Origin of the sequence: Gemmobacter sp., from assembly GCF_016792925.1 — a bacterium.
Lineage (GTDB): Bacteria > Pseudomonadota > Alphaproteobacteria > Rhodobacterales > Rhodobacteraceae > Gemmobacter.
The window spans coordinates 1-11,600 of record NZ_JAEULU010000151.1 but is presented as its reverse complement, the minus strand read 5'-3'; the positions used below and the strand labels follow the sequence as shown (position 1 = coordinate 11,600).

The 11,600-nt window shown below is 64.3% G+C and carries 11 protein-coding genes; 5 read left to right on the top strand and 6 right to left on the bottom strand.

Annotated features, from left to right (window positions below; all coding sequences use genetic code 11):
* From JNN06_RS07490 to JNN06_RS07475, 4 genes are all read left to right on the top strand, one after another.
* Window positions 1-311, top strand: a 311-nt coding sequence (locus tag JNN06_RS07490; RefSeq protein WP_291238971.1) for an OST-HTH/LOTUS domain-containing protein, incomplete at its 5' end; no start/stop codon positions are given.
* Window positions 312-323: 12 nt separating this feature from the next.
* Complete coding sequence (gene xseA / locus JNN06_RS07485) at window positions 324-1,907, top strand: exodeoxyribonuclease VII large subunit (protein WP_291238970.1); 1,584 nt, start codon at window positions 324-326, stop codon at window positions 1,905-1,907.
* A 121-nt stretch (window positions 1,908-2,028) separates the two neighbouring features.
* Complete coding sequence (gene ettA / locus JNN06_RS07480; RefSeq protein ID WP_291238969.1) at window positions 2,029-3,684, top strand: energy-dependent translational throttle protein EttA; 1,656 nt, start codon at window positions 2,029-2,031, stop codon at window positions 3,682-3,684.
* A gap of 38 nt (window positions 3,685-3,722) precedes the next feature.
* Window positions 3,723-4,610, top strand: a complete 888-nt coding sequence (locus JNN06_RS07475; RefSeq protein WP_291238968.1) for a hypothetical protein — start codon at window positions 3,723-3,725, stop codon at window positions 4,608-4,610.
* Between the two features lie 150 nt (window positions 4,611-4,760).
* On the opposite strand, the gene parA is transcribed toward JNN06_RS07475, so the two are convergent.
* Together parA and JNN06_RS07465 are read right to left on the bottom strand one after the other, a co-directional pair.
* On the bottom strand, window positions 4,761-5,381 hold the full coding sequence (gene parA, locus JNN06_RS07470; RefSeq protein WP_291238967.1) for a ParA family partition ATPase: 621 nt from the start codon (window positions 5,379-5,381) through the stop codon (window positions 4,761-4,763).
* 77 nt (window positions 5,382-5,458) lie between these two features.
* Window positions 5,459-6,808, bottom strand: coding sequence for a 1-acyl-sn-glycerol-3-phosphate acyltransferase (locus tag JNN06_RS07465; RefSeq protein ID WP_291238966.1), 1,350 nt, complete (start codon window positions 6,806-6,808; stop codon window positions 5,459-5,461).
* A gap of 184 nt (window positions 6,809-6,992) precedes the next feature.
* Between JNN06_RS07465 and JNN06_RS07460 the strand changes: the two genes are divergently transcribed.
* Window positions 6,993-8,954: a protein meaA gene (locus tag JNN06_RS07460; protein WP_291238972.1), complete on the top strand. Its 1,962-nt coding sequence runs from the start codon at window positions 6,993-6,995 to the stop codon at window positions 8,952-8,954.
* Window positions 8,955-9,146: 192 nt separating this feature from the next.
* Here JNN06_RS07460 and lpdA read toward each other — a convergent pair whose 3' ends face one another.
* From lpdA to JNN06_RS07440, 4 genes are all read right to left on the bottom strand, one after another.
* Window positions 9,147-10,535 (bottom strand): dihydrolipoyl dehydrogenase, encoded by a 1,389-nt coding sequence (gene lpdA, locus JNN06_RS07455; RefSeq protein WP_291238965.1) that lies wholly within the window; start codon window positions 10,533-10,535, stop codon window positions 9,147-9,149.
* Window positions 10,536-10,608: 73 nt separating this feature from the next.
* The gene (locus JNN06_RS07450; protein ID WP_291238964.1) at window positions 10,609-11,004 is read right to left on the bottom strand and encodes an MAPEG family protein; all 396 of its coding nucleotides are present in this window, start codon (window positions 11,002-11,004) and stop codon (window positions 10,609-10,611) included.
* Window positions 11,005-11,397, bottom strand: a complete 393-nt coding sequence (locus JNN06_RS07445) for an MAPEG family protein (RefSeq protein ID WP_291238963.1) — start codon at window positions 11,395-11,397, stop codon at window positions 11,005-11,007. It lies immediately after the preceding gene.
* Window positions 11,394-11,600 (bottom strand): hypothetical protein (locus JNN06_RS07440; protein WP_291238962.1); only part of this gene is annotated, 207 nt, incomplete at its 5' end. The genes JNN06_RS07440 and JNN06_RS07445, both read right to left, overlap by 4 nt.

Here is an 11,600-nt window from a genome sequence, read left to right as displayed (position 1 = left end):
ATGAGGGCGAAGACCTGCCGGATGCGCGCCCTGATCACCCCGCGCCCGAGCCCAAACCGACGGGCCGCCGCGAGAAAGAGCCTGTGCAGCAGGCCATCCCGCTGATCGTGGCCGCCATGCGCGCCATCGACCCCGAGGGCGAGTGGTATTCGCTGGGCCAGATCGGGCAGTATATCACGCAGGCCAACCCCGATTTCGACACCCGCACCTATGGCACGGCCAAACTCTCGGATCTGGTGCGCAAGTTGACCAGCCGCTTCGAGGTGAAGCCCGGCCCCGGCGGCCAATTGCTGACCCGCGATCTTTCCTGACGGACGCCTGCCATGGACCTGTTTGAAGACCCCCAACCGCAGGGCAACCAGCCCGAATTCACCGTATCCGAGCTGTCTGGCGCGGTGAAACGGGTCATCGAGGGCGAGTTCGGCCTTGTCCGCGTGCGCGGCGAAATTGGCCGCGTCAGCCGCCCGGCCTCGGGGCATCTGTATTTCGATCTGAAGGATGATCGCAGCGTGATTGCCGCGATCAGCTGGAAGGGGCAGGTGGCCCGCATGCAGGTGCGCCCCGAGGAGGGGATGGAGGTCATCGCCACCGGCAAGATGACCACCTTTCCGGGGCAGTCGAAATATCAGCTGATCGTCGATGACGTGGCCCCGGCCGGGGCGGGCGCGCTGATGGCGATGCTGGAGAAGCGCCGCGCCGCCTTGCAGGCCGAGGGTCTGTTTGACGCCGCGCGCAAAAAGCCGATCCCGTTTCTACCGGGGGTGATTGGCGTCGTCACCTCGCCCTCCGGCGCGGTGATCCGCGATATTCTGCACCGGCTGCGCGACCGCTTCCCGCGCCATGTGCTGATCTGGCCGGTGGCCGTGCAGGGGCAGGATTGCGCGGCGCAGGTGGCCGCCGCCATTCGCGGTTTCAACGCGATTGAGCCCGGCGGCCCGATCCCGCGACCCGATCTGCTGATCGTCGCACGGGGCGGCGGCTCGCTGGAAGACCTGTGGGGCTTCAATGAGGAAATCGTGGTGCGGGCGGCGGCGGCCAGCCGCATTCCGCTGATCTCTGCCGTCGGCCACGAGACCGACACCACGCTGATCGACTTTGCCGCCGACCGCCGCGCCCCCACCCCGACCGCCGCCGCCGAGATGGCGGTGCCGGTGCGGGGCGAGCTGCTGGCGGGGGTGGAGAGCCTTGGCGCCCGCCTGACCCGCGCCACCGCGCAAGGGGCCGAGCGGCGCGGCCAGCGGCTGCGAGACCTGGGCCGCGCCCTGCCCCGGCCGGAAACCCTGCTGGCCGTGCCGCGCCAGCGCTTTGACACCGGCGTGCAGCGGCTTGGCGGCGCGCTTGGTCTGGCGGTGAGCCGCAAACGGGGGGCCTTTGCCGCGCAGGCCGGAAGGCTTTCGCCCGCTGCCCTGCTGGCACTGGTCGCACGGGCGCGTCTGGGTCTGGACGGGCGGGCCGCAAGGCTGGAGGCTGCGCAGGCCCGCCGGGCCGAGCGGCGCGCCGATGCGCTGGCGGGCCTCGGCGCAAGGCTGGCGCCCGCGCTGTCGCGCCTGCTGGGCGGCGCCGCGCGTGACATTGCCGCCAACCGCCAGAAGATGCAGACCCTCACCGAACGGATGGACCGCGCCCAGGCCCTGCGGCTGGCGCGCCTGTCGGAACGCCTGACCGCTTCAGATCGCATGCGCCTGTCGCTGGGCTATGAGCAAACGCTGCAACGCGGCTATGCCGTGGTGCGCGCGGGGGCGGCCTTGGTGACCTCGGCCCCCGTGGCGCAAAAGGCCGCCGCACTGGAAATCCAGTTCGCCGATGGCCGGGTGCAGGTGCAGCCCCTCACCACCCCCGACATGCCCGAAAAGCCCAAACCCCGCAAAGCCCCCGGCGGCCCGCAGGGGCAGGGCAGCTTGTTCTGAGAGGGTCGAAAACCGCCGCCAGTTCTGCTCCGGGGCAAGGGGCCGCGCCCGCGTTGCCCTTTCCCTGTTGATCCGCTACATACGCGGCAACCCAAGGACACAGATTCACCGGAGATCCCGCATGGCCTCGTATCAATACGTCTATCACATGGAAGGCGTTTCCAAGACCTATCCCGGTGGCAAGACCTGCTTTGAAAACATCCACCTGAACTTCCTGCCCGGCGTGAAGATCGGTGTTGTCGGGGTCAACGGCGCGGGTAAATCGACCCTGCTGAAGATCATGGCGGGCATGGACAAGGACTTCAAGGGCGAGGCCTGGGCCGCCAAGGGGGCCAAGGTCGGCTACCTCGCGCAGGAGCCCTATCTGGACCCGAACCTGACCGCCAAGGAAAACGTCATGCTGGGCGTGGCCGAGCAACAGGCGATCCTCGACCGCTATAACGAACTGGCGATGAACTACTCGGACGAGACCGCCGACGAGATGGCCGCGCTGCAAGACCAGATCGACGCGGGCAATCTGTGGGAGCTGGAGGCCACCGTGGGCGTCGCCATGGACGCGCTGCGCTGCCCGCCCGACGATTCCGACGTGACCACCCTGTCGGGCGGCGAGCGGCGCCGCGTGGCGCTGTGCAAGCTGCTGCTGGAAAAGCCCGACATGCTGCTGCTCGACGAACCGACCAACCACCTGGACGCGGAATCCATCGCCTGGCTGCAAAAGCACCTGATCGACTCCAAGGGCACCATCCTGATCGTCACCCACGACCGCTATTTCCTGGATGACATCACCGGCTGGATCCTCGAACTCGACCGCGGCCGGGGCATCCCCTACGAGGGCAACTATTCCGCCTGGCTGGACCAGAAGGCCAAGCGCATGGCGCAAGAGGCCCGCGAGGACAAATCCAAGCAGAAAGCGCTTGAAAAGGAACTGGAATGGATCCGCTCGGGCGCCAAGGCCCGGCAATCCAAGGGCAAGGCCCGTCTGGCGCGCTATAACGAGATGGCAGGCCAGACCGTGCTGGAACGCGCCACCACCGCGCAGATCATCATCCCGAACGGCGAGCGTCTGGGCAACAAGGTGATCGAGGTCGAGGGGCTCAAAAAGGCCATGGGCGACCGGCTGCTGATCGAAGACCTCAGCTTCACCATCCCGCCGGGCGCCATTGTGGGCGTGATCGGCCCGAACGGCGCCGGCAAATCGACGCTGTTCCGCATGATCACCGGGCAAGAGCAGCCCGATGAAGGCACCATCACGCTCGGCAATACCGTGCAACTGGCCTATGTCGACCAGTCGCGCGATGCGCTGAGCCCGGAAAAGACGGTCTGGGAGGAGGTCTCGGGCGGGGCCGAGGTGATCCATCTGGGCGATATGCAGATGAACAGCCGCGTCTATACCGGCGCCTTCAACTTCAAGGGCACCGACCAGCAGAAGAAGGTCGGCCTGCTGTCGGGCGGCGAGCGCAACCGCGTTCACATGGCCAAGCTGTTGAAATCGGGCGGCAATGTGCTGCTGCTTGACGAACCGACCAACGATCTGGACGTGGAAACCCTGCAAGCGCTGGAAGCCGCGATCGAGGATTTCGCGGGCTGCGCCATCATCATCAGCCACGACCGCTTCTTCCTGGACCGCCTTTGCACCCATATCCTCGCCTTTGAAGGCGATGCGCATGTGGAATGGTTCGAGGGCAACTTCGAGGCCTATGAGCAAGACAAGATCCGCCGCCTTGGCCCGGATTCGGTGAACCCGAAACGGGTGAAATACAAGCGGTTTGCACGGTAAGACTGACCCTAGGTGAACATGTAAAGCAGGATTTTGGCATGACTGACGCAAAGGTAGTCAAAAAGGTTTGCGGGATAGTCATGCCCATTTCTGAGTGCGATGGTCGCCCACCACATCATTGGGCAGATGTACTGAGGATTATCGAAGCTGCCGCTACGCAGGCAGGTTTCACAGCTCGCTTAGTTAGCGACACTTTTGAGAGCAACCTCATCCACAAAGAGATCATCAGCAATATATACAATGATGATATCATTGTGTGCGATGTGAGCGGAAGGAATCCTAATGTATTCTTCGAGCTTGGAATTCGGATGGCCACGCAAAAGCCTACAGTCATTGTTAAAGATGATAGAACGGCATATCCCTTTGACACTGGCCCTAATCGCTATATCGAGTATCCACGAGACCTAAGACATCCAGCGATGGAAGCATTCAAGGCACAGTTGATTGATGCAATTCAAAAAACAGTGTCACACTCAACAGAGAATAGTTTTATAGGTCAACTTGGACCGTTCCACATTCCAGTCGTTGAAAATAAAGATACGCCGATAAGCGACATTATACTTGAGAGGATTGATGCATTAGAACGGCGAATGATTTCTCACGGCGGAATATTTAGCCCTGAGACTTCGCTCGGGCTTGCCACGATGCTACCAGTTTTCAATGGCCGATACATCAAGAACTCCTCAATTAGGGTTATAAAGATATCAAAAGAAGAAATGCTAATTGAGACCCGGGGCTTTCAAAGTTCTGATGTATCATCTGGATTGGATTCATTTTTGACACGATGGGCCCACGCATCCGCAAGGGCCAACATAATGCAATCGGAAAACGACAGAGTGACGATTGCCCTTAGGGCCAAAGGTGTACCATTTAGCACCTTATTTGACTCACTTTGCCAAGAGATCGACGATGTAATTCCTTTCTAGGGAACCGAAACCCGCCCCCTCGCGTTGCCCCGACAGCAACCAAGGAGGTTTTCATGAAGGGCGCCCTCGCATGGCTGATCGGCATTCCGATCCCGGTGATCATCCTGCTGTATGTGTTTGACGTGTTTTAACCCGTCAGGCCTTACGGCGTCAGTGCAGGGCTGCCAGCACTTCGCCCGCCAAGGCGCGGGCCTCGGTGGTGGCGGCCCCGCGCGTGTCCAGCACAGTGGCGCCCTGCCCCAGCGTCTGCGCATAGGCGACGCGGGCGCCCAGCCGGGTTTCGGCCACCCGCGCCAGCGCCCCTGCGGCCTCGGCCACTTCCTCGGCCAGCCGCGTGCCGCCGCTCATCCGGTTCAGCACGATCAGCGCCCGCCCGCTTTCCCGCGCCACCAGATCCAGCACGCCATCCGTGGCCCAAAGATCCACATGGCTGCCCGTCACCGGCACCAGCACCAGATCGGCCTCGCGCAGCGCAGGGCGCAGATCGGCATCGGCCTTGGGCGGCGTATCGAGGATCACGATGTCGAACCGCTCGCGCAGCTTGCGGATTTCATAGCTGACCCCCCAGGCCGAGGCAGTGGAAAACTCCATATCCGGCGCGCCGCGCGCAGCCACCCGCGCCATGAACCAGCGGCCCAATGTGCCCTGCGGGTCGCTGTCCAGCAGCGCCACGCTCAGCCCCCGCGCCACAAAAGCCCCGGCCAGCGTCACCGCAAGCGTGGTTTTACCCGCCCCGCCTTTTTGCTGCGCCACGGTGATGACCTTGCCCATTCCGGCCCCTTTCGCCTTTGCTGCATCGCAGCGTATCGCGAATCACTGTGACAGGACAGTGACGTTTCTGCCGCAGGTCAGGCCGAGGGATGCAGATGCTGCTCCACAGCGCCCGCCTGAAAGGCCAGCAGATCGGCCTTGCCCTCGGCAATCTGGATGCCGTTCAACTCCACCACGATGCGCCGCGCCAAAAGCTGCGCCAAAGCATCCGAGACCGCCGCCTCTGCCCCGCCCTCGGGCAGCTCCACCGGAATGCCGCGCGCCGACAGTTGGCTGGACAGATCGGTCACCGCCGCCAGCAGCGCCGCCCGGTCGCGCGCCCCGGCTCTCAAGGCACAAGCCACCAGCGGCACCGGCAGCACCGGCACCACCTCCACCACCCGCGCCATCAATGCCGCCCCCAGCGTGGCGGCATCGGCCTCGTGCCGGGTCAGCCAGTCGGCCAGCGACACCGGCGCGCCAAAGCTGACCGCCGCCATGCCAAAGCCGGTATAACGCCCCTGCATCTTGCGCCGGATCATCCGCAGCGCAAAGCCAAAGCCGTTCCAGACCGAGCCGCGGAACTTGCGCTCGCCCTTGCGCGCCGCCTCGACCAGCACATTATCCTCCAACACGCGATCATAGGCGATGCCCACCGGCACAAACACAATATCACGGTGCCCGGCCTCATAGCCCTGCAAGATATAGCTAAGGAGCCCCAGCTTGGCCTGCCCCACCTGCCCGTTCAGGCTGAGGCCCCCCTCCGGGAACACCGCTTGCGTCACACCCTCGGCGCTGATCGTCTGCACATAGCGCGCCAGCACCCGGCGATAGAGCGGATCGCCGGAATTGCGCCGCACGAAAAACGCCCCCATCGCCCGGATCATCGCCGACAAGGGCCAGATCCGCGCCCATTCGCCCACGGCGTAGCTCAATGTGGCACGGGTAGCGACCAGCCAGGTGACCAACACGTAATCCATATTGCTGCGATGGTTCATCACGAAAACCACCGTTGCCTCGGGGGCAATCTGGCTCAGCGCAGCATCCACCCGCCCGACCCGCACCGTATAAAGCGCCCGGCTCAACCAGCGCGCCAGCCGCGTCGCGATCGAGAAATAGACGATGGCCGAAAAGCCCGGCACGATCTCGGCCGCGGCCTTGCGCACCTCCTGAAACACCACCGGCTCTGGCGTGCCGGTCTCGGCGGCATGGGCCATGGCGGCGGCCACCACCTCGCGATCATAGGTCAGCTGCACGATCCGGTCCGCCCGCGCCATCAGGCGAAATGGCCGGATCGGCCGCGACAGATGGGTGTTCAGCCGCCCCACCAAACGCTCGGCCCGCCGCCGCAGAAACCAGCGCGCCGAGGGCATCAGCACCCGCTCCAGCGCAGCGATGGCGGCGAGGATGAGGGCCAGCACCACCAGCCAAAGGGGAAGTTCAACCATGCGCGTCATGTCCCGACCTTAGGCGAGGCCCCGCAGCACCGCAACCAAAGCACATGCCGCAACCGCTTTGCCGCAATGCGGCGAATTGACAGCGCCACATTCTTGCGGGCATAAGTTCAATCAAGCAATAATCTTGCCAATCCGATTCCGCTGCGAGGCCCAGATGACCCAAGCTGAGAAAGACCTGCCCCAGAAGGATGCGCCCTGGCTGTTCCGCACCTATGCGGGCCATTCCACGGCCAAAGCCTCCAACGCGCTCTATCGCACCAATCTGGCCAAGGGGCAGACCGGGCTTTCCGTGGCCTTCGACCTGCCGACCCAGACCGGCTATGACAGCGATCACGAGCTGGCGCGCGGCGAGGTGGGCAAGGTGGGCGTGCCGGTGAACCATCTGGGCGACATGCGCGCCCTGTTCGACGCGATCCCGCTGGAACAGATGAACACCTCGATGACGATCAACGCCACCGCCCCCTGGCTGCTGGCGCTCTATATCGCCACCGCCGAGGAACAGGGCGCCGATGTGTCGAAGCTGCAAGGCACCGTGCAGAACGACCTGATCAAGGAATATCTCTCGCGCGGGACCTATATCTGCCCGCCGAAACCCTCGCTGCGAATGATCACCGATGTGGCGGCCTATACGCAGAAACACCTGCCGAAATGGAACCCGATGAACGTGTGTTCCTATCACCTGCAAGAGGCAGGCGCCACGCCCGAGCAAGAACTGGCCTTTGCCCTCGCCACCGCTTGTGCCGTGCTGGATGACTTGAAAGGGAAAGTTTCAGCGGCAGATTTCCCCAATATGGTGGGCAGAATATCGTTTTTTGTAAATGCCGGCATCCGCTTCGTGACCGAGCTGTGCAAGATGCGCGCCTTTGTCGACCTGTGGGACGAGATCCTGCTGGAGCGCTACGGCATCACCGATGCCAAATATCGCCGCTTCCGCTATGGCGTGCAGGTCAACAGCCTCGGCCTCACCGAACAGCAGCCCGAAAACAACGTCTACCGCATCCTGATCGAGATGCTGGCGGTCACCCTGTCGAAGAAGGCCCGAGCCCGCGCCGTGCAGCTGCCCGCCTGGAACGAGGCGCTTGGCCTGCCCCGCCCCTGGGATCAGCAATGGTCGCTGCGCATGCAGCAGATCCTGGCCTATGAGACCGACCTGCTGGAATATGACGACCTGTTCGACGGCAACCCGGCGATTGACCGCAAGGTGGCGGCGCTGAAGCAGGGCGCGCGCGAGGAGTTGGCGCAGATCGACGCCATGGGCGGTGCCGTGGCCGCCATCGACTATATGAAGGGCCGCCTGGTCGAGGCCAATGCTGACCGCATCGCCCGGATCGAGGCCAAGGAAACCACCGTGGTCGGGGTGAACCGCTGGACCGAAGCCGCGCCCTCGCCGCTGACCGCAGGCGATGGCGCCATCATGCAGGCCGACCCCGAGGCCGAGGCGGACCAGATCGCGCGCCTGACCGCTTGGCGCAGCAACCGTGACGCCGCCGCCGTGGCCCGCGCGCTGGGGGCGCTGCGCGCCGCCTGCGCCAGCGGCGAAAACGTCATGCCCGCCTCCATCGCCGCCGCCAAGGCCGGGGCCACCACTGGCGAATGGGGCGCCACGGTGCGCGCGGCCTTTGGCCAGTATCGTGGCCCGACCGGCGTGTCCAAATCCCGCTCCAACCGCACGGAAGGCTTGGACCCGATCCGCGAGGCGGTCTCTGCCGTGTCATCCAAACTGGGGCGGCAGCTCAAGTTCCTGGTCGGCAAGCCGGGGCTGGACGGCCATTCCAACGGTGCCGAACAGATCGCCGCCCGCGCCCGCGATTGCGGCATGGACATCCATTACGAAGGCATCCGCCTGACCCCGGCCGAAATCGTCAGCGCCGCCGCCGAGCAGGGCGCGCATGTGGTGGGCCTGTCGATCCTCTCGGGCAGCCACCTGCCGCTGATCTCGGAAACCCTCACCCGCCTGCGCGAAGCTGATCTGGGCCATATCCCGGTGGTGGTGGGCGGGATCATCCCGGAAGATGACGCCGCCGCCTTGCGCGCCATGGGCGTCGCCGCCGTCTATACGCCCAAGGATTTCGAGCTGAACCGCATCATGCTGGACATTGTGGCGCTGGTGGACCCTGCCCCCATCGCCGCCGAGTGACCCAACCCCCGGGGGCTGCGCGCCCCCGGACCCTGCGGGATATTTGGATCAGGTTGAAAACCAGCCCTTCAACCTGATCCAAATATCCCCGCCGGAGGCCCTTCCGAGGTCTGGGCCGCAAGGCCAAGACCGAGATAAAACAGCAACGCCCCGGTCATCAGACCGGGGCGTTTCCGCATTGTCGCGGGCCGATCAGGCGTGGATCGCGCCGTCACCGCAAGCCAGCGCGGCTTCGCGCACCGCTTCCGAATAGGTCGGATGCGCGTGGCAGGTCAGCGCGAGATCTTGGGCCGAGGCGCCAAATTCCATCGCCACGCAAACCTCGTGGATCAGATCGCCTGCGCCCGGCCCGATGATGTGGCAGCCCAGAATCCGGTCGGTCGCCTTGTCGGCGATCAGCTTGACGAAGCCGTCGCCCTGAAACACCGCCTTGGCGCGGGCATTGCCCATGAAGGGGAATTTGCCGACCTTATAGGCGCGGCCCTCGGCTTTCAGCTGTTCCTCGGTCTTGCCGACCGAAGCGACCTCGGGCGTGGTGTAGATGACGCCGGGGATGACGTCATAATTCACATGGCCATGCTTGCCCGCGATGACCTCGGCCACCGCCATGCCCTCATCCTCGGCCTTGTGCGCCAGCATCGGGCCGACCACGGCGTCGCCGATGGCATAGATGCCTTTCACATTGGTCTGGAAGTGACCGTCGATCTGCACCTGCCCGCGCGGCTCCATCTGGACGCCCGCGCCTTCCAGCCCCAGACCCGCGGTATAGGGGCGGCGACCGGTGGCCAACAGCACGGCCTCGGCCTCGATCTCATGGGCGCTGTCATCCTTGCGCAGCTTGTAGGCCACTTTCGCGCCCGTGGCGCTGCGCTCGGTGCCCTGCACGGCAGCGCCCAGCACGAATTTCAGCCCCTGTTTCGCCAGCAGCTTCTGGAAGGCCTTGGCGACCTCGGCATCCATGCCGGGGGTGATGGCATCGAGATATTCCACCACCGTCACCTCGGTGCCGAGGCGGGCATAGACCGAGCCCATCTCCAGCCCGATGACGCCTGCGCCGATCACGACCATGGATTTCGGGATATTGCCCAAGGACAGCGCGCCGGTCGAGGTCACCACGACCTCCTCATCGACCGTCACGCCGGGCAGGCTGGCAGGCTCCGACCCCGTGGCGATGACGATGTGCTTGGCGCTGTGGGTCTCGTCGCCGACCTTCACCTGACCGGCGGCGGGGATCGAGCCCCAGCCCTTCAGCCACGTGATCTTGTTCTTTTTGAACAGGAATTCGATCCCCTTGGTATTGCCGGTCACCACATCCTGCTTATATGCCTGCATCTTGCCCCAATCGACCGTGGGGGCGCCGCCCATCAGGCCCATTTTCTCAAAGTTCTCATGGACTTCGTGCAGGTGATGGGTGGCGTTCAGCAGCGCCTTCGACGGGATGCAGCCGACATTCAGGCAGGTGCCGCCCAGCGTCTCGCGCCCTTCGACACAGGCGGTTTTCAGGCCCAGCTGCGCGCAGCGGATGGCGCAGACATAGCCGCCAGGGCCGCCGCCGATCACGATCACATCGAATTCTGCCATTTTGGTCTCCTGTGGTGCCCGGCCGGGGGCGCGGCCCCCGGACCCCCGGGATATTTGGATCAGGTTGAACGGGTCAGATCAGGCTGGCCACGATCATGGTGAGGGTTGCGAAAAAGCCAATGGCCCAGATGGCCGAGCGCCAGGGGCGCAGGCCAAGGGCATAGGCCGGAACATAGAGAATGCGGGCGCCAAGATAGGCCCAGGCGGCGCTTTGCGTGACCGGGCTGGATTGGTTGCCAAGGGTGACGACGACCACCGCGAGGGTGAACAGGATCAGCCCCTCGAAATGATTGTTCATCGCGCGTTGCAGGCGGGCGGTAACCAGCGACAGCGCCCGTGAGGGCGGCCGGTCGCGTGCCGAGGAAGTATAGCCCGGCCCCAGCTCGAGATTGGCGGGGATGGCGAAAACCGCGAATTGCAGCACTTGCAACAGGCCTGCGAGGGCGAGGGCGGTGAGTTCGGCGGGCATTCAGATCACTCCCACAATCAGCAGGCCAAGGGTGCAAAGCGCGCCCGCCAGCCAGATCAGGCTGCGCCCAGGCACCCATTGCAGCGCATAGGCCGGCACATAAAGGGCACGGGCGGCCACGAAGCCCCAAGCGAGCGCGGCGGTCAGGGTGCTGGTCTTGTCGGCCATCAGGACGACCAAGATGGCGAGGGTGAAGGGGCCGATGTTTTCCACGAAATTCGCCGTGGCGCGGCGCAGGCGCAGGGTCAACGGCGAAAGCTGCGCCTCAAGGTTTTCCCGCGTGCCGATGTTGCCGTCGCGGCCAATGTCGCGCGTCAAGAAATGCTGCGCCACGAAGATGGTGGCGAAGTGGAGGAAGCCGAGGGCAGAGAGGGCGGCGAGTTCGGGGGTCATGGTTTAAGGCTCACGAACTGTGACAAGCGCATGCCTTTGAAGATTTCGGTCCCGTAAGATACGGGGACACCCGCACGCAGGCAGATTTCCTTGAGAGGCTGCCCCGCCAGTTCTTCCGCGAATTCGATACCAAAAAGGTGAATAGAGATTACCGCAGCCCCTTTCGGTGCTGTGTGGTAGCGCTCTTTGAAAATGCGCGCGAG

Coding starts and splice junctions, on each gene's coding strand:
- xseA (WP_291238970.1), top strand. CDS start 324: ATGGACCTGTTTGAAGACCCCCAACCGCAGGGCAACCAGCCCGAATTC.
- ettA (WP_291238969.1), top strand. CDS start 2,029: ATGGCCTCGTATCAATACGTCTATCACATGGAAGGCGTTTCCAAGACC.
- JNN06_RS07475 (WP_291238968.1), top strand. CDS start 3,723: ATGACTGACGCAAAGGTAGTCAAAAAGGTTTGCGGGATAGTCATGCCC.
- parA (WP_291238967.1), bottom strand. CDS start 5,381: ATGGGCAAGGTCATCACCGTGGCGCAGCAAAAAGGCGGGGCGGGTAAA.
- JNN06_RS07465 (WP_291238966.1), bottom strand. CDS start 6,808: ATGGTTGAACTTCCCCTTTGGCTGGTGGTGCTGGCCCTCATCCTCGCC.
- lpdA (WP_291238965.1), bottom strand. CDS start 10,535: ATGGCAGAATTCGATGTGATCGTGATCGGCGGCGGCCCTGGCGGCTAT.
- JNN06_RS07450 (WP_291238964.1), bottom strand. CDS start 11,004: ATGCCCGCCGAACTCACCGCCCTCGCCCTCGCAGGCCTGTTGCAAGTG.
- JNN06_RS07445 (WP_291238963.1), bottom strand. CDS start 11,397: ATGACCCCCGAACTCGCCGCCCTCTCTGCCCTCGGCTTCCTCCACTTC.